The sequence below is a fragment of the Halonatronomonas betaini genome (assembly GCF_015666175.1).
GTDB classification, from domain to species: domain Bacteria; phylum Bacillota; class Halanaerobiia; order Halanaerobiales; family Halarsenatibacteraceae; genus Halonatronomonas; species Halonatronomonas betaini.
In genome coordinates this window covers 164,644-183,051 of record NZ_JADPIE010000005.1, presented here as the reverse complement: position 1 = coordinate 183,051, position 18,408 = coordinate 164,644, and the positions used below count along the sequence as shown (strand labels likewise).

Sequence of the window (18,408 nt, the reverse complement as noted above, 5' to 3'; positions counted from 1 at the left end):
TATATTTATTTGATTTAATTCAGGATTATACTTCATTGACTATTTAATTTAGCTTGGTATTATTTAATTATATAGCTTTTTTATCCTGCTGTCAGCAAGACCATTTGCAATTCAACTTTGCAGTTTGAAAATCGGTTATTTGACATTATTTAATAACAGGAGTATAATATAAAATAACGATTTTAATAAAAATTTAACTGCTTAATCTTCTCATGGAGAGTGGGGGACCCGATTTTAGGTGAATCAGTAGATGATTTTACTGTAGGGCTAGAAATTCCCTTCGGCCCGAACCATTAAAGCTAACCTCATCAGCAGCGTATACGAAGGGAAGACTATCTATATTACAGCAATTATCCAATGTTATATCTAACTGCTGTTTATGGAATATATTTACTGTAGAGTCTTCTCTGCGGTTTTTTTATTTTAAAATTAATCAGAGGGGCAGGATTTAACAATGAGAAAATTAACAAAATCTATCTCAGGAAAGATATATACTGGTTTTATTCTTGTGATAATAATATTACTTTTAGTTGCCCTCTGGTCAATTAACAACTTCAGTCAGCTCTCTTCAGCAATTAATAATATAATGGAGGAAAATTACCGGTCAATTCAGTCCAGTGAAAATATGATAGAGGCCATTGAACGCCAGGATAGCAGCATTTTACTTGTGCTAAGTGGCCAGGAAACAGAAGGGCTGACTGCTTTTAGAAATTATGAACAGGAATTTTTGAAATGGTTTAGTCGAGCTGAAGATAACATTACTATATCTGGAGAAAGCCAGATTATTACAGAACTCAATGAGAGGTATACAGAGTTTCTAGTAAAATTCGATGAATTTAGAGAATTGGAACTTGAAGAGCGGCAACAGTTTTATAATGAAGTTTATTCAGAACAATTTTTTGAGACCAAAGAAAAAATAAGAGAATTAAGAAGTATTAATCAGGATGAAATGATATCTGCTCAACAGGCAGCAGATTTTAGAGCCGGCAGGGCAATGCTGTCTACAGCCCTAATCTCTATTGCCGGAATTATAATAGCAATTTTATCCGGGTTTTATTTAACAAAAAGAATTTTAGCTCCAGTTGAGCAACTCCAGTCAGGTATTCAAAAAGTTGCAGCAAAGAACTTTAAGGAGAAACTTCCTGTAAATTCTGAGGATGAAATTGGAGAATTAACAGAAGAATTCAATAAAATGATCGATAAGCTTCAGGAATATGAAAATGTAAATGTCAGAAAACTTCTTGTTGAAAAAGAAAAGTCTGAAGCTATTGTCAACCATATATCAAGTCCCCTATTAGTTACAGATGCAGAAAATAATTTAATATTATTTAACCAGGAAAGTAAAGACCTCTTTGATTTAAAAGATGAAGATTTAAATAAACATTTCCTTGAAGTCATAAATAATCAGGAACTTTTTGCCTGTATCACAGGGGAAATAGAATGTGAAAAAAATGAAGCAGGAACACCAGTTTTAGAGCTAGAAAAAAATAATTCAAAAAATTATTACAAGATCTTAAATAAAAGAGTTTATAAAGAAATAAAATCAGATAACAATAAACTTAAATTCTCTGTTACATTGCTAGAAGATATAACCCGCTTAAAAGAGATAGACCAGTTAAAATCAGATTTTATCTCAACTGTCTCCCATGAATTTAGAACGCCATTAACTTCAATTACAATGGCTCTAAATATGCTGGTAGCTGAAGATCTAGGAGATATTAATTCTGACCAGGAAGAGCTCCTGCAGAACTCTCTTGATGATTGCGATCGTTTAACAAGTTTAGTTGAAGATTTACTTGATCTTTCCAAGATGGAATCAGGCAAGATAGAGTTAGATATTAGATCTGTAAAATTGAAAAAATTGACTCAGAATACTATTAAACATTTTGCAGATCAGGCTGAAGAAAAGTCAATAAATCTTTATATTGACGATATTTCAGAGGATTTAACAGTAGATGTTGATCCCAACAAAATTAGCTGGGTTATTTCAAATTTAGTTGGTAATGCTCTCAGGTATACCGGTGAAGGTGATCAAATAAAAATCTCTGCCTCACAGAGGGGAAATCTGGTTTATGTAGAAGTATATGATACAGGTAAAGGCATTAAAAAATCCGATTTAAGCAGGATTTTTGAAAAGTTTTATCGGAGCGAAAGTAATGAATCAAAAACTGGGTCAGGTTTAGGTTTAACTATTGCCAAGGAGATTATTACTGCTCATAATGGCAGGATCTGGGTAGATAGCGAGAAAGGTAGCTGGACTAAATTTACTTTCTCATTACCTGTGGCTAAAAACAATAATCCAGAGATAGAGGAAATTAAAGATGAATAAAAAAATTCTCATTGTTGAAGATGAAAAGAATATTCTATTTGTTTTTTCAAGACTCTTAGAGAATAAAGGCTATAAAGTAATATCTGCCGAGGATGGGCTAAAAGGTTTAGAGCTTGCCCAGGACGAACTTCCAGATTTAATCTTACTGGATTTAGTCCTTCCGAAACTTGATGGGTTTAAAATCTTAAATACCCTTAAAGATGATGAGAATACTAAAGACATTCCTGTAATAATCATTTCAGCCCGCTCTGATAATGAGAGTATAGAAGAGACATTAAAAGCCGGGGCAGAAAATTATCTAGTCAAACCAGTAGATCGGAACAAACTTTTAGCCGAAGTTGATAAATATATATAATTAGAGGTGAATAAAATGACAGACAAAAAACTATTGATTATAGATGATGAAGAGAACATTAGAAAGATGTTGAAGAAATCCTTAGAAGCTGAAAATTATCAAATTGAGCTTGCACTCAATGGAGAAGAGGGTCTTGAAAAAGTTAAAGGTGGTAATTTTGATTTAATTCTTTTAGATCTCAACCTTCCTGGCATGGATGGTATAGAGGTTTTAGAACAGTTAAGAGAAGAAGATAATCTAACTCCTGTATTAATAATTACAGGGTATGGAAGTGTTGATAGTGCCGTAAAGGTTATGAAATTAGGAGCCATCGATTATCTCCAGAAACCCTTTAATCCAGAAGAGATTAAAGAACAGATTCAGCAGATAATTGACCGAAAAGAGATTTCAGGCAAAGATGCTGAAGATTTTAAAGACTATGATTCACTAATAATAAGGGCAAAGTCTGCAATTAATCAGAGAGATTTTTCGCTGGCAGAAAACCTTTTGCAAAAAGCCAATAATATTAAGTCAGAACGGCCTGAACCCTTTAATCTCCTGGGCGTTTTAGCAGAAGTCAGGGGTGATTCAGGGCAGGCAATGAAAATGTATCGGGCAGCTCTTGATATTGATCCAACCTATAAACCTGCCCAGGAAAATTTAGAAAGATCCAGTGATTTTAAAAGTTATCCTGATGATGCTAATTTAGGTGAAGATATCAAAGACCAGGAGGAATAGATATGTTTATAGTAATAATCGGCTGTGGCAGAACAGGTTCCAGACTGGCCGGACATTTATCTTCGGCCGGCCACGATTTAGTTGTAGTTGATCAGAATGAAGAGACCTTTCAGGATCTCCCGGTAGAATTTTCTGGCTTTGAAATAACAGGGAATGCTCTGGTCCATAATACCCTGGAAGAGGCAAGGCTTGAAACGGCTGATTTATGCATTATTTCTACAGATAAAGATAAAGTCAACTTTATGATCAGTCAGTTGATTCAGAATAAATACCCAGGAACAAAAATAATAGTAAAGGGTATTGAGCCTAAATTAATAGATATTTATGATCACGATAAAGTAACTGTCTTTTCAGAGAAAGATATACTGGTAGATAAGATTTATAATTCTATTGTTAGTAATGAGGTGTCAGGATAATGAAACTTCTGATTGTTGGCGGAGATGAGCTTGTATATCATCTTAGCAGGCGCTTGATTTCAAAGGGCCATGAAATTACAATTATCAACAAAGACCGTGAATATAGTAAAGAACTTGCCAGGAATTTAAATGCTACTATTGTCTGTGGTGATGCCGTTGATCCAGATGTATTGGAGGATGCCAATATTAGAGAAGTAGATATGCTGGCAGCTTTGACCCATAAAGATCAGGATAATTTAATTATCTGCAGACTGGCTCAAAAATATTATAAAATCCCCAGAACTGCAGCACTTATAAATGACCCAGATAATCAGGCTATCTTTAATGACTTAAATATTGATTCTTTATTCAATATCACATCTTTACTTGGATCACTCTTAGAGCAGAATATCTCCCATGAAGAGGTCACCAACCTCTTTATGATAGAAGAGGGCAATCTATCTGTAACTAAATGCTTAATTCCAGAGGAAGCACCAGCTGATGGCAAAACTCTGAAAGAGTTGGAGCTGCCATTGAGTATTGTTTTAGGTGGAATATTAAGGGATGGTGAGATGCTAATTCCAAGAGGTGGTACAAAGATCAAATCTGGAGATAAAGTAATAATAATTTCACTGCCTGCCGAACAGGGAGCTGCGATCTCAGCATTAAGAGGTGAAAATTAATGCCGGCTGTTAGTTACCTAAAGAAAAAGTACAGTCAGATATTCTATTATAGCGGACTTGTAATCTTTTTTGCCAGTTTTGCATTTTTGCTACCTCTGATCAGCTTTATTTTTTATCCAGCAGAAATAAGTTTATTCAGGTTTTTTATTCCCTCGATTATCCTCAGCTTAATAATTGGAGGGACATTATATCTTTATTTTAAAAATAGAGCTGATAATCTTCAGCTTACAACAAAAGAAGGCGGGATTGTTGTTGTATTTAGCTGGATAATTCTGATCCTATTATCGACTATTCCCTTTATCCTGGGGATGGGACTTAATTTTACTCAGGCTACCTTTGAGGCTGTTAGTGGTTGGACTACAACCGGTTTAAGTGTTGTTACTGAGTCAGAAACTCCAGCAGTATTTCTGCTCTGGAGGAGTATAATGCAGTTTTTAGGCGGTGCTGGAATAACAGTTATTGCACTATCTGCAATTTTGCCAGTAAATAATCTGAGCCTCTATCGAGCAGAAGCCAGGAGCGATAAATTATTGCCCCATGTTAAGAAATCGACTAGATTGATTGTTAAACTCTATTCAGTCTTTATTATTTTTGGAATTATAGCTTACATAATCTCTGGAATGGAGCCCTTTAGTGCAATCAATCATTCAATGGCAGCTCTTTCAACAGGAGGTTTTTCTATTTATGGTGGAAGTATAGGCCATTACAATAGCCTGCCAATAGAGATTATAACAATTCTTTTAATGCTTATAGGAACAATAAATTTTGCAACCCATTATACATTGATAAAAGGTGAATATAAAAAGTTTCTAAGAAATGCTGAAATAAAGGTGATGATCTGGCTCTCAATTATATTTTTGTCCTTATATACTTTTGTAATCAGGCCTGGAGAAACTTTAAACTGGTTAAGTGAGCTAAGAATATCAGCCTTTCAAATATTATCTGCTCTTTCTACCACTGGTTTTTCAACTATTGATTTTGCAACCTGGTCTCCAATAGGTATTTTTTTAATAATTCTATTGATGTTAATTGGTGGCGGGACCGGCTCTACTGCTGGAGGTATTAAACAGTTCAGAATATTTTTGGCTTTTAAAGCAGTGTTATGGACAGTTAGGGATGAATTTCTGCCCAGGCGGTCAGTTAGAGAAGATTATCTCTGGCGAGGAGAGAATAAAGTATATATAAGGCCAGAGCATATTAAAGAAGCATTTATCTATATATTTATCTATTTTGTAACATTCCTAATTGGATCTGCTTTTTTTGTCCATGCAGGCTATTCGATTGGAGACAGCATGTTTGAATTTGCATCTACTCTAGGTACAGTAGGTTTATCGATAGGAATAACCGGGCCTGATTTACCTGTTCATTTACTCTGGGTTCAGGTTATTGGAATGTTTCTTGGAAGGTTAGAATTTTTAATAATTATATTCTCATTAAGCAAAATATTTAAAGATTTAAAAGTTAGTTTAGGAGGCAAATAATATGGCAGAAGAAAATGTTCAAAAACAAGACGAATTAGCTAAAGATTTAGGCTTAATTGAAGCTTTAACGATAGGAATTGGAGTGATGATCGGTGCAGGTATCTTTATCCTGCCGAGGTTTGCAATAGGCAACGCCGGTCCAGCAGCAATTTTTGCTTATCTACTGGCCGGGGTTATAGCTTTAATTTCAGCAGCCAGTACAGCTGAAGTAGCCACTGGAATGCCTAAAAGTGGTGGATTATATTATTTTATCTCCAGAGCATTAGGAACATTCTGGGGAACTATTGCCGGGGTGGCTCTCTGGTTAAGTCTTTCATTTGCTGTCGCCTTTTACCTCCAGGGTTTTGGAGAATATATGGCGATGTTATTGCCCTTTGGAGCAAACCATATTGCTATCGCATTGATAATAGGGGTTATGTTTGTAGCAATTAATTATCGTGGTGTCAAAGAAAGTGGCACGACCCAGAATTTAATTACAGCAGTCTTACTGGCAATTTTAGTCGGTTTTGTTACCTGGGGAGCATTTAATGTTGACACAACTAAATTGACTCCTTTCTTCCCCTATGGAGGTGGCGAAATCCTTCCAGTTACAGCATTAGTATTTGTTTCCTTTATTGGTTTTGGAGAAATTGCAGCTGTAGCTGAAGAAATAAAAGATCCTGGAAGAAATTTGCCCCTTGCTTTATTTGGCTCTGTAATAATACCAACAGTTTTATACGTTGCAGTAATATTAGTTGCTGCTGGAATATTACCATTAGAAGGAATTATTGATATGCAGGCCCCTATTGTTGAGGCAGCAAGAGTATTTGGCGGTACATTTGGAGCACTTGCGATTACCTTTGCAGCCTTAATGGCTACTGCTTCTTCAGCCAATGCTTCTGTTCTGGCTTCTTCCAGAATTAGTTTTGCCATGGGCCGGGATAAAATCTTGCCAGAATTCTTTAATGATATCCATGAAAAATACTTTACCCCATCTAAGGCAATCTTACTTACAGGTGGTATCACAATATTTTTAGTTGTTGCTGCAGATGTCGAAAGCCTATCAAGTGCAGCCGGTGTTTTAACTTTAGTTAATTATGCACTGGTAAATATTGCTGTAATCGTTTTAAGAATGAGGCCACCAGAAGATTATCGGCCAAGTTATACAACTCCAGGTTATCCTTATTTACAGATAGTTGGTACAGTTTCGTCTGTTGGAGTAATCTTTTTAGCAGATAGACCGGCCCAGATAAGTGCAGCAGTATTACTGGTCTTGAGTCTGGCCTGGTTTTTTGTCTACAGTAAAAAGAGATCAACAGTATCTGGTATTTCAGAAAATATTGATTGGAAAGAGGAATATTCATTTTTCAATACTCAAGATAATTTAACACCGGTATTAAATGGTGCAACTGCAGGAATTAGTACAAAAAGAGAATTTTCGCCTTATCATTTATTAACAGCAGTGGCCAATCCTGCAAGTGGTCGTTCATTATTAAATATTAGTAATAAATTACTTGAAAGGTCTGCCCTTGATTCAGAAATATCTGTACTTAACATCATAGAGATTCCGGAACAACTTCCTTTGAATACAGCCAGAGACCGGGAAAGCTTTATGGAGCAACGTAAAAAAACTCAAAAAGATCTGTTTGATTTAGTACAGGAAATCTCAGCTGAAACTGGTACGATGATTAATCCCCGGGTTAAATATGCTAGAGACAGATATAATACAATGATTAATACAATTAAAAATGAAAATGTTGATTTCTTAATGCTTGGCTGGCATGGAAGTATTAACCTATCAAAAATATCTAGAAGTATGGTTGGCCAGCTGGTCAGGAAAGCTCCATGTAAAGTTGGGGTTTTAAAGGATAGGGGTTTAGATGAGATCTGTAAAATTCTTGTTCCATTCAGAGGCAGTGAACATGCTGAATTTGGTCTGGACCTTGCTGGAGATTTCAGTGAAACTGAAGATTGTCTGGTCACGATTCTAAGAGTCGTAAAACCAGGTACTGATGTTGAAAAAGAAAAATCTCGGGCCAAAAAAGAGGTCGATAAAATTCTTCCAGAAGATAGACAGGTCAATTATGAAATCAAAGTAGTTGAAAATGATGTTGTTGCAGAGGGTATTGTTGAAGAAGCCAATCAGGGCGGATATGATTTAACAATTATCGGTGCTTCAAAAGAATTTCGATTTAAGAATATCTTATTTGGTTCTATACCTGATGTTGTTGCTGATAGTGTTGAAAGTTCTGTATTGATGGTTAGAACCTATGATAAGAAGATTTCAAAGGAAGTTGAAAAAGTTAGCAAAGAAGACCAGGAGAAAGCTGAAAAGAGCGATGAACCTGAAAAAATATAAGATCCTGTTATTTTAATCTTATTAATGGTATAATAAGTAAAAAGAAGAGCAGGAGGATTGATATAACATGAAATTAATTGTTATTGGTGGAGTTGCCTCTGGGACCAGTGCAGCGGCCAGGGCAACTAGAGTAAATCCAGACGTTGAAGTCACTCTATATGAAAAAGATGATGATATTTCTTATTCAGGCTGTGGGCTTCCCTATTATATTTCAGGGGTTATTGATGAGCGGAGCAGTTTAATCATTAATACGCCTGAAAAGTTTTCAGATAAATATGGTATTACTATGAAGGCTTCTCATGAAGTTACTAAAATCGACCCAGAAAAAAAGGAGATCCATTATAAGGATTTAGTAAATGATGAAGAAGGAACTGATAGTTATGATAAACTAATTATTTCTACAGGGGCGAAACCGATAATGCCTCCAATACCAGGGATTGATCTTAAGAATATAGTGTCTTTAAGGACAGTAAACCATGCTGATCGTCATAGAAGAATCACAACGAATTCAGAGGTTAATAAAGTAACAATAGTCGGTGGAGGACTTATCGGTATGGAGATGGCAGAAGCTTATGCTGAGCTTGGCCTTGAAGTTACAGTTGTAGAAAAAAGTGAACACATTCTGTCCTTGATAAATAGTGAGCTTTCTGAAAAGGTTGAAAATCATTGTAGAGAAAATGGGGTTAAGTTCTTTCTTGGTCAGGGAGTTACTGAATTTAAAGGAAAAGACAAAGTTGAAAAGGTAATTCTTGACTCAGGAAAAGAGATAGAAACAGATATGGTTTTAATAGCGATTGGAATTCGTCCAGTTTCAAAGCTGGCCAAAGAAGCAGGCATTGAACTAGGGGTGCAAGATTCTATAAAGGTTAATGGTCGGATGGAAACAAACCTTGATGATATTTGGGCCTGTGGAGATTGTGTTCAGTCAGTTAATCTAGTCAGTGGTCATCCAGCCTGGGTTCCTCTTGGTTCGACTGCTAATAAACAGGGCAGAGTCGCTGGTGAGAATGCTGTTGGCGGCAATAATTTTCATAGAGGGATTTTAGGTACCGGTATTACCAAGGTCTTTGATTACATTGTTGCAACAACTGGAATTAAAGAAGATGAAGCTAAGGCAGCTGGCTTTGATCCATTTTCGATTACAATTAAGGCACCTAATCATGCAGGATATTATCCAGGTTTTGAATATTTCAGTTTAAGAGGTATTTTTGATAAAGAGACTGGAAGAATTTTAGGAGCAGAAGGAGTTGGCCGGAGTGGAGTAGATAAAAGGATAGATGTCCTGGCAACAGCGATTTATGCCGAGCAGACAGCAGATGATCTTTTCCAAATTGATCTCGGTTATGCTCCTCCTTATTCAGTGCCGAAAGATCCAGTTGCAATCCTGGGTATGTTAGCTAAAAAGAAGATATAATTTAAAAAGCGGGCCGGTCAGGCCCGCTAAAATATTTGGAAATTAGATTTAATTTAATTCAAATATCGCTATTAGATCTTCATATTCCATATAACCGACAATTCGGTCTATTACAGTTCCATCCCGGTCTATAAACATATTGGTTGGCACACCTCTAACCAGATATTCCCTGCCGACTGCCTGATCTTCATCCAGGAGGACCATGAAATCTTCAAATTCCATATCAGCCATAAACTCATTGATTGTGGCCTGGTTTTCACCAAAATTAACTGCCAGCACCCTGACATCATCAGGATAATTATTCTGGAGATCTTCTAAATGTGGAAGTTCAGCCAGACAATTTGGACACCAGGTTGTCCAGAAGTTAATCAGAACATATTTATCTCTATAATCAGATAGACTGACTTCTTCTCCATCAAGGTTCATAAGGGTGAAATCAGGGGCTAACTGACCTGGTTCAATACCTTTTTCAATATCATTATCTTCAGCAAATAAATTTTGACCGATTAAAAAACCACCGGCAAAAACAATTACCAGGAGTCCGGCAATAATAATTTTTCTTTTCTTGTTTTTTAATAGATTCATAGTCACACATCCTTTTATTTATAATTAATATAATTTAACGAGATTTTATTAAGCTAATAGATTGGTTAAGGCTGCAAATCTACCTGTAAAGATCAGGATTCCAACAATAATCAATATAACTCCACTGATTTTTTTAATCCAGGGTAGATAGGGATTTAGGCTTTTGATTTTACTTAACCAGTAATCTAGAAAAAATGCTGCCAGTAAAAATGGGATAGCAAGTCCAATTGAATAGGCTGTCATCATAATAAATCCAGAGGCTATATTTCCACTGCTACCTGCAAAAACTAAAATAGTTCCAAGTACTGGCCCGATGCAGGGGGTCCAGGCCAGAGCGATTACCAGCCCAAAAATGAATGCTTTTAGATTCCCAGTTATCCCAGCAGGAATTTTATTCTGGAGATTAAAATTAATAAATGGAAGCTTAAAGGCTCCCAGGGTGTGGAGACCAAATAATATAATTATGATTCCACCAAATCTTGATAGTTCAAACTGTCTTCTTAATAATACCTGACCGATCCAGGAAGCTGAAACTCCAAGCAAAATAAAAATTATAGAAAAGCCCGCTACAAATAATAAAGCCGGTTTTATAAGAGACCACTTAGAATTTATTTTTTTAGGATTACTACCTGTTAAGATTCCAAGATAAGATGGGATAAGTGGTAGTATACAGGGAGAAAATATAGATAAAATCCCGGCAGTTAAAGCAAGTGGTATTGTTAATTCCTGTTGCATAAAGACTCAATCCTTTCTTTCGGGAACTATTCTCATTATAACACTCAAGATTAATTATGACAATAAGATTGCAGAATATTGTTTAAAGGGTTATAATTGTATTGATTAAAAATAAATTATGAGGTGATAATTAAATGGCTGAAGTTGACAGAAAGAATCTCTGGCTAAAGTTTAGTCAGGATGAAGAAAAAGAAGTCTTTGAATTTGCCAATCGCTATAAGAGCTTTATGGATGAGAATAGAACAGAAAGAGAATTCATCCGGGGTACTGTTGCAGAACTTAAAACAGCAGGCTTTAAAGATATTACCAAAACTGAAAAATTACAAACTGGAGATAAAGTTTATGCTCAGAACCGGGAGGGAGCAGTCTTAGCTGCCATTATCGGTGAGGATAAACTAACTGAAGGTTTAAAAATAGTTGGAGCCCATGTTGATTCTCCAAGAATTGATCTTAAACCGAAACCATTATTTGAAGAAAAAGAGATGGCATTCTTTACAACCCATTATTATGGTGGGGTTAAAAAGTATCAATGGGTTACTCTTCCCCTGGCAATCAGAGGAGTTGTCGTTAAAGAAGGTGGTACCAGGCTTAATATATCAATTGGTATGGATCCTGAAGATCCAATTTTTTATATAACTGATCTTTTGCCCCATTTTGGAAAAGAACAGGCTAAAAAGAAATTGAGTGAGGCTATTGATGCAGCTCAGTTAAATAGTCTGGTCGGTACCAGGCCAATAGCTGATGAAGATGAGAAAGAGCCAGTCAAGAAAGCATTATTAAATCTAATCAAAGAAGAACATGATTTAGAAGAAGAAGACTTAATCAGTGCAGAACTCCAGTTAGTCCCGGCTCTGCTGGCAAGAGATGTTGGCCTGGATAGGACTCTCCTGGCAGCCTATGGCCATGACGACCGTTCCTGTTCCTATACAGCCCTGCAGGCATTACTGGAGTTAGAGGATACACCTGAAAAGACAGCGGTTATGTTACTTGTTGATAGAGAAGAGGTTGGCAGCATGGGCAATACCGGAATGCAGTCTACTTTCTTTGAAAATACAATCGCTAAGTTATTAAATCTTACTGAAAGTAATTATTCAGATCTTGATCTTCGTCAGGCCTTAGAGAATTCAACTGCTTTGTCCGGTGATGTTACCCAGGCTTTTGATCCAGATTATCCTGAATCATCATCAAAGCATAATGCTCCTTATTTAAATCAGGGTATAGTGATGACCCCTTATACAGGAGCCAGAGGTAAAGGTGGTTCATCTGAAGCTTCAGCAGAATTTAAAGCCTATATCCGTGGAATCTGGAATAAATATAATGTAACCTGGCAGGCAGCAGAAATGGGAGCAGTCGATAAAGGCGGCGGCGGAACAATTGCCCAGTTCCTTGCTAATTACAATATGGATGTCTTAGACTGTGGACCGGCAGTTCTTTCAATGCACGCTCCCTATGAAGTTTTAAGTAAAGCAGATCTATATATGACCAAAGAGGCCTATAGGACTTATTATTTATAATTAGAATTGGATTATTTGTATACTATTTAACTTCTTTTAAAAATAAATAGTGTATAATGATAAATAGAATTTGAAAAAGGGGGAAATTTTAATGGCTGAACCAATTAAGGTAACTGATGATACTTTTTCTGATGAGGTAAAAAATTCTGATAAACCTGTTTTAGTTGATTTTTGGGCTTCATGGTGTGGACCATGTAAAATGGTTGCACCTGTTATTGAAGATATAGCTGAAAATTATGAAGATCAGATTAAAGTTTGCAAATTAAATGTAGATGAAAATCAACAGACAGCAGCAGAATTTGAAGTTATGAGCATTCCTACAATGATTGTCTTTGAAGACGGACAAATTAAAGATAAGCTGGTAGGTTATATGCCTAAAGGTCGTTTAGTAAAAAAATTAGGTCTTGAATAATTAAAATAAATAAAATAATTATAATATTTAGGGTAGAGGTGATTCCTCTACCTTTTTTATTTTGTTTTTACCTTATAATATGGTATAATTTTTTCAGGTTTAGTATGGGATTTTAGTATGTCAAAGAGGGGGAAAATTATGGCCAGATTATTGATCGTTTATTCAGCTGATAAAAAGACTGAAGAGATTGCAGAAACAATCAAAACTGGTGCCGAAAGGAAAGGTTATCAGGTTGATATGATTGAAGCAGGCCAGGGGAGAGATGAGATTAGTTTTTATAAATATGACCTGATAATAGCCGGCAGTCCAAGCAATGGGATCTTTAAGGGCCGGCCAGCTGATGATATTAAAAAGACTTTAAGCAGGAGTAAGCAGACAGTCGGTAAAGATGCAATGGCTTATATTGTTCCTTCATTCTTTGGAAATACAAAGGCCTTGCGCCTGCTAATGGCTGAATTAGAAAAATTAGGTTGTGTCGTAAAGGATTTTGCGTCACTTAAAAATAAAGAATCTGCAGAGGAATTTGCAAATAAATTATAGAAAGGGGTAATAATATGGGTTTCAATCCAGTTGGGCAGTTAGAAACAGAGCTTATTTCAGCTCTTGAAGACGCTTTAGATAAAGTGCTTGCAGACCATGACAAATCTATAGAAAAACCTGAAATTGAAGTTGAAGTTCCAAGAGAAAAAGAGCATGGCGATTATGCTACCAACCTGGCAATGGTGATGGCCGGGCGCTTGAGTACCAATCCAAGGAAACTGGCTGAAGATTTAGTTGAGGCCTTTGACTTTGATTTAGTCTCCAATTTAGAAATTGCCGGGCCAGGTTTTATCAATTTTCATTTAAAAAATGACTGGTTATATCAGACTGTTAACCAGGTAATTACAGCAGCAGAAGAGTATGGCCAGACTGAAAAGGGCAAAGGAGAAAAGGTTCAGATTGAGTTTGTCAGCACCAATCCAACCGGGCCATTGCATGTTGGCCATAGCCGGGGAGCTGTTGTTGGCGATGTTCTGGCCAATATCATGGAAGAGGTTAATTATGATGTCTATCGGGAGTATTTAATTAATGATGCTGGAAATCAGATGGACTTATTAGGTGAATCAACATATCTCCGTTACAGAGAGTTATTTGGCAAAGAGATTCATATGCCAGAAAATAGCTATCAGGGCAATTACATAATCGAGGTAGCAGAAGAGTTAAAGGCTGAGTATGGAGATAAACTAATGGAAATGGATGAAAAGGAAGCTCTTATAATTTCCAGGGAGAAGGCATATGAGCATATGCTTGCAAATATAAAGGAAGACCTGGCGGAATTCCGGATTGAATTTGACAACTGGTTTAGTGAAAGAACTCTCCATGAAGAAAATAAGATTCAGGAAGTAATTAAACTTTTAAGAGATAAAGGATATATCTATGATAAAGACGGGGCCATCTGGTTTGCTTCAACAGAATTTGGCGATGATAAAGACCGAGTTGCCATAAAAAATGATGGTAGCCCAACCTATATGGCCGCAGATATGGCCTATCATTATGATAAATTAGAAAGAGGTTTTGACCATTTAATTAATGTCTGGGGCGCCGATCACCATGGCTATATAGATAGAATGAAGGCAGTTATTGAGGCCTTTGGTTATGACAGGGATACCCTGGAGATTATAATCGTTCAGATTGTAACATTATTAAGGGATGGCAGGAAAGTTCCAATGTCAAAACGGGCCGGAGATTTTGTTACAATGAGAGAGGTTATGGAAGAAGTTGGCCGTGATGCCGCCCGCTATTTCTATACCATGAGAAGTACAGATAGTCATTTTGATTTCGACCTGGATCTGGCTAAAAAAGAATCAACTGATAATCCAGTTTATTATATCCAGTATGCCAATGCAAGGATCCATTCTATTCTGGATAATGCCGGTGACTTAATCTCAGAAGCTGGGGATGCAGATTTAAATCTGCTCCAGGATGAGTCAGAAGTTGATCTAATGAAAATGATAGCCCGCTATCCAGATCAGCTTGAACTGGCAGCAGCTAGAAGGGCTCCCCATATGATTGCAAATTATGCCCATGAGCTGGCAGGAGCTTTCCATGGTTTTTATAATCGCTGTCGGGTGATTACAGATGATAAAGAATTAAGTCTGGCAAGGTTACAGCTGGTTAGAGCAGCTAAAGTAGTTTTAGAAAATGTTTTAAGAGTCCTGGGAGTTTCAGCACCAGAAGAAATGTAAGTTTAAGGAGGAAAAAACAGGTATGACCAAGTATATTTTTGTAACAGGCGGTGTAGTATCTGCCCTGGGGAAAGGGATATCTGCTGCATCACTTGGAAGGCTATTAAAAAGCCGTGGCTTAAAAGTTTCTATTCAAAAATTTGACCCCTATTTAAATGTTGATCCTGGAACTATGAGCCCCTATCAACATGGCGAGGTCTTTGTAACAGGAGATGGAGCAGAAACAGATTTAGATTTAGGGCATTATGAGCGGTTCATTGATGTTAATCTCAGCCAGAATAATAATGTCACCACTGGTATGATCTATGGCCGGGTTATCCGCAAGGAGAGAAAAGGTGAATATTTAGGGGCTACTGTTCAGGTAATCCCCCATGTCACCGATGAGATTAAAAATAGTATAAAAAGAGTTGGAGAAGAAGGTAATTTTGATGTTGTAATTACTGAAATTGGAGGAACTGTCGGTGATATTGAAAGTCTTCCCTTTATGGAAGCTATTCGCCAGTTAAAAGGCGATCTCGGCAAAGAAAATGTTTTTTATCTCCACTGTACATTAATTCCCTATCTAAAAACTGCAGGTGAGCTTAAAACCAAGCCAACTCAACATAGCGTAAAAGAACTTAGAAGCATTGGTATTCAGCCAGATGCAATAGTTTGTAGATCTGATCGTGAATTAACCCAGGAGGTAAAGGATAAGATTGCTCTATTCTGTGATATTGAGAAATCAGCAGTTATTCAGATGGTAGATGTCGATCATATTTATGAGGTGCCACTGGATCTTGAAAAAGAGGACTTACCAGGTTTAGTTATTGATCATCTTAAGTTAAACGAACAGGTTAAACCTCCAGAACTTGATGACTGGAAAGAATTAGTTCATAAATTAAAGAATTTAGATAATGACCTTAATATCGGGATTGTCGGCAAGTATGTTGAATTACCTGATGCCTATTTAAGTATAAGTGAAGCTTTAATCCATGCCGGGATTAAAAATAATTCAGAGATAAATATTGACTGGGTCTGTTCTGAAGACTTTGAAGGTCTTTCTGGAGAAGACCAGAAAGATAGGCTTGCTGACTTAGATGGAATCATCGTACCTGGAGGTTTTGGCGAGCGGGGAATTGAAGGCAAATTAGAGGCTGTTAAATATGCCAGGGAGAATGATATTCCTTTCTTTGGTATCTGTCTTGGGATGCAATGTGCTGTGATAGAATTTGCCAGGAATAAAGCTGGCCTGGAGGATGCCAACAGCAGTGAATTTGATGAAGAAACTGATAATCCGGTGATTGATTTAATGCTGGATCAGCAGGATATTGAAGATATGGGAGGAACAATGCGCCTTGGGCTCTACCCATGCAAATTGGATAAAACAAGTAAAAGTTATGACGCATATCAGGAAGAAGTTATTTATGAAAGGCATCGCCACAGGTATGAGTTCAATAATCATTTCAGGGATATCCTCCAGGAAAAGGGTTTAAAGATTGCTGGTTTATCCCCAGATGATAGACTGGTAGAAATTATTGAAGTTTCTGATCATCCCTGGTTTGTTGGTGTTCAGTTCCATCCAGAATTCACCTCGAGACCAAATCGCCCCCAGCCGTTATTTGTTGATTTTATTGAAGCTGCTTTATCTGAAAAGCAAACAAGAGGAGGCTTAACTAATGAGTTATAAGTATGTTTCACTGGATCATGAAGGACCGATTGCAGAAATATTTCTAAATCGTCCTGAAGTTTTAAATGCCTATCATCTAGATATGCTAAACGAATTAAAGGCAGCTTTAAAAGAAGTTTTTTCAGAAGATCAAAGTAAAGTTTTAATGATCTCTGGAAGAGGTTCTAAAGCTTTTTCAGTAGGTGCCGATATTAATTGGCTTGAAGATTTAAGCCAGAAAGAGGCTAAAGAGGCTTCCTGGCTTGGCAAAGAAATCTGTAACATAATCGAAGAAGGCGACAAAGTTGTTATTGCCGCCGTTAATGGATATGCCCTTGGTGGAGGAATGGAAATTGCTCTTTCCTGTGATTTGAGGCTTGCATCCAGTAGAGCCCGGTTTGGTCAGCCTGAGGTCAGGCTTGGACTGGTCCCTGGCTTTGATGCAACTCAGAGATTACCGAGAATGATTGGAATGGGCCGGGCAAAGGAAATGCTCTTTACTGGTAATATTATTGATGCCAATACTGCTTATGAAATAGGATTGGTTAATCGTCTGGTTACTCCTAGAGATCTTTTAAGAGCCAGTCGCAAACTAGCCAACAATATTGCTGATCAATCAATTCAGGCTGTAGGTCTGGTAAAACAGGCTATTAATAATGGTGTCTGGGAAGGCCGTTCAGCAGGCAGCAGTTATGAAACTGAAGCTTTTGGAGCCTGTTTTGATTTAGAGGAACATTCAAAAAGGATCGAGAAATTAAGGGATGTCATTGATCATGACTAATATTGAGACTGACATAAAAAACTTGCTTAATACCAGTGATAATATTCTATTTGATTTAGACGGAACATTATTACCGATAGATATGGATAGATTTCTTGAAAAATATTTTGTAGCCCTTCAAAGTCATTTTTCTGGACAGGTGGAAGGTGATAAATTTATTGATTCCCTTTTGAAAGCCACCGGTTCTATGATTAAAAATAATGGCCAATTAACTAACAAAGAGGTTTTTACCAATAATTTCTTTAAAATGTTACCTGAATTAAATAAAGAAGAAGCATTAAAATCTTTCGATGAATTCTATAATCAAAAATTTCCTGCTTTAGGAGATAATATTAATAAAGATTCACAAACAGTCAGGGTTATAGAAGAATTAAAATCCAATAATAAAAAATTAATACTTGCAACAAATCCTGTTTTTCCAGCTGAAGCTGTTGAAGCCCGATTGAGATGGATAGGCTTATCAACAGATCATTTTGATTTTATAACCTGTTATAGCAATATGCATTTTTGCAAACCTAACCCTGAATATTATGCAGAGATTCTTGATAATATGGAGATAGAACCAGAAAATACATTGATGGTTGGCAATGATGAGATGGAAGATATGATTGCTGGGAAGCTAGGTATGGATACTATTTTGATAACTGATAATTTAAAGAAATCAGATCAGGGCTATGAGCCAGACTGGCAGGGGAGTAGAGCTGAGTTTTATCGACAGGTTAGAAACTGGTCCCGGGAAATTCAAAAATTATAATAGGTTTGTCATTATCAAATACTTTATTAGTATTGAGGGGGAGCT

General features: G+C 36.7%; 17 protein-coding genes and 1 riboswitch. Of the genes, 15 read left to right on the top strand and 2 right to left on the bottom strand.

Annotated elements, in window-relative coordinates; all coding sequences use genetic code 11:
- The first annotated feature begins 188 nt into the window (after nucleotides 1-188).
- Nucleotides 189-330, top strand: a riboswitch (cyclic di-AMP (ydaO/yuaA leader).
- Nucleotides 331-454: 124 nt separating this feature from the next.
- The 8 genes from I0Q91_RS10200 to I0Q91_RS10165 all read left to right on the top strand — a co-directional run bounded on the left by I0Q91_RS10200 (nucleotide 455) and on the right by I0Q91_RS10165 (nucleotide 9,712).
- The gene (locus I0Q91_RS10200; protein ID WP_270454417.1) at nucleotides 455-2,329 is read left to right on the top strand and encodes a HAMP domain-containing sensor histidine kinase; all 1,875 of its coding nucleotides are present in this window, start codon (nucleotides 455-457) and stop codon (nucleotides 2,327-2,329) included.
- Nucleotides 2,322-2,684, top strand: coding sequence for a response regulator (locus I0Q91_RS10195; RefSeq protein ID WP_270454416.1), 363 nt, complete (start codon nucleotides 2,322-2,324; stop codon nucleotides 2,682-2,684). The genes I0Q91_RS10200 and I0Q91_RS10195 overlap by 8 nt, the downstream gene beginning before the upstream one ends.
- 15 nt (nucleotides 2,685-2,699) lie before the next feature.
- Nucleotides 2,700-3,401 carry a sigma-54-dependent transcriptional regulator gene (locus I0Q91_RS10190; RefSeq protein ID WP_270454415.1) on the top strand — a complete coding sequence of 234 codons (702 nt, stop codon included), beginning with the start codon at nucleotides 2,700-2,702 and terminating at the stop codon, nucleotides 3,399-3,401.
- 2 nt (nucleotides 3,402-3,403) lie between these two features.
- Nucleotides 3,404-3,817 carry an NAD-binding protein gene (locus tag I0Q91_RS10185; RefSeq protein ID WP_270454414.1) on the top strand — a complete coding sequence of 138 codons (414 nt, stop codon included), beginning with the start codon at nucleotides 3,404-3,406 and terminating at the stop codon, nucleotides 3,815-3,817.
- Nucleotides 3,817-4,479 (top strand): potassium channel family protein, encoded by a 663-nt coding sequence (locus I0Q91_RS10180; protein WP_270454413.1) that lies wholly within the window; start codon nucleotides 3,817-3,819, stop codon nucleotides 4,477-4,479. Before I0Q91_RS10185 ends, I0Q91_RS10180 begins: the two co-directional genes overlap by 1 nt.
- On the top strand, nucleotides 4,479-5,960 hold the full coding sequence (locus tag I0Q91_RS10175; RefSeq protein WP_270454412.1) for a TrkH family potassium uptake protein: 1,482 nt from the start codon (nucleotides 4,479-4,481) through the stop codon (nucleotides 5,958-5,960). The genes I0Q91_RS10180 and I0Q91_RS10175 overlap by 1 nt, the downstream gene beginning before the upstream one ends.
- Nucleotide 5,961: 1 nt before the next feature.
- Nucleotides 5,962-8,298 carry an amino acid permease gene (locus I0Q91_RS10170; RefSeq protein ID WP_270454411.1) on the top strand — a complete coding sequence of 779 codons (2,337 nt, stop codon included), beginning with the start codon at nucleotides 5,962-5,964 and terminating at the stop codon, nucleotides 8,296-8,298.
- Nucleotides 8,299-8,365: 67 nt separating this feature from the next.
- Complete coding sequence (locus I0Q91_RS10165) at nucleotides 8,366-9,712, top strand: FAD-dependent oxidoreductase (protein WP_270454410.1); 1,347 nt, start codon at nucleotides 8,366-8,368, stop codon at nucleotides 9,710-9,712.
- A gap of 48 nt (nucleotides 9,713-9,760) precedes the next feature.
- Here the strand turns inward: I0Q91_RS10165 and I0Q91_RS10160 are convergent, their stop codons facing one another.
- Both I0Q91_RS10160 and I0Q91_RS10155 read right to left on the bottom strand, forming a co-directional pair.
- The gene (locus I0Q91_RS10160; RefSeq protein ID WP_270454409.1) at nucleotides 9,761-10,297 is read right to left on the bottom strand and encodes a TlpA family protein disulfide reductase; all 537 of its coding nucleotides are present in this window, start codon (nucleotides 10,295-10,297) and stop codon (nucleotides 9,761-9,763) included.
- A gap of 48 nt (nucleotides 10,298-10,345) precedes the next feature.
- Entirely contained in the window at nucleotides 10,346-11,032 is a 687-nt protein-coding gene (locus tag I0Q91_RS10155; RefSeq protein ID WP_270454408.1) for a cytochrome c biogenesis CcdA family protein, read from the bottom strand.
- Between the two features lie 134 nt (nucleotides 11,033-11,166).
- Here I0Q91_RS10155 and I0Q91_RS10150 point away from each other — a divergent pair, with 134 nt between their 5' ends.
- The 7 genes from I0Q91_RS10150 (at nucleotide 11,167) to I0Q91_RS10120 (ending at nucleotide 18,363) form a co-directional block, all read left to right on the top strand.
- Nucleotides 11,167-12,546, top strand: a complete 1,380-nt coding sequence (locus I0Q91_RS10150) for an aminopeptidase (protein WP_270454407.1) — start codon at nucleotides 11,167-11,169, stop codon at nucleotides 12,544-12,546.
- Between the two features lie 91 nt (nucleotides 12,547-12,637).
- Nucleotides 12,638-12,958, top strand: a complete 321-nt coding sequence (trxA, locus tag I0Q91_RS10145; RefSeq protein WP_270454406.1) for a thioredoxin — start codon at nucleotides 12,638-12,640, stop codon at nucleotides 12,956-12,958.
- A 138-nt stretch (nucleotides 12,959-13,096) separates the two neighbouring features.
- Entirely contained in the window at nucleotides 13,097-13,498 is a 402-nt protein-coding gene (locus tag I0Q91_RS10140) for a flavodoxin family protein (RefSeq protein WP_270454405.1), read from the top strand.
- Nucleotides 13,499-13,512: 14 nt separating this feature from the next.
- Nucleotides 13,513-15,183, top strand: a complete 1,671-nt coding sequence (gene argS / locus I0Q91_RS10135; RefSeq protein ID WP_270454403.1) for an arginine--tRNA ligase — start codon at nucleotides 13,513-13,515, stop codon at nucleotides 15,181-15,183.
- Nucleotides 15,184-15,205: 22 nt separating this feature from the next.
- The gene (gene pyrG / locus I0Q91_RS10130) at nucleotides 15,206-16,849 is read left to right on the top strand and encodes a CTP synthase (RefSeq protein WP_270454401.1); all 1,644 of its coding nucleotides are present in this window, start codon (nucleotides 15,206-15,208) and stop codon (nucleotides 16,847-16,849) included.
- Nucleotides 16,839-17,609 (top strand): enoyl-CoA hydratase-related protein, encoded by a 771-nt coding sequence (locus I0Q91_RS10125; RefSeq protein WP_270454400.1) that lies wholly within the window; start codon nucleotides 16,839-16,841, stop codon nucleotides 17,607-17,609. Before pyrG ends, I0Q91_RS10125 begins: the two co-directional genes overlap by 11 nt.
- Nucleotides 17,602-18,363 (top strand): HAD family hydrolase, encoded by a 762-nt coding sequence (locus tag I0Q91_RS10120; protein WP_270454399.1) that lies wholly within the window; start codon nucleotides 17,602-17,604, stop codon nucleotides 18,361-18,363. The genes I0Q91_RS10125 and I0Q91_RS10120 overlap by 8 nt, the downstream gene beginning before the upstream one ends.
- Nucleotides 18,364-18,408 lie beyond the last annotated feature (45 nt).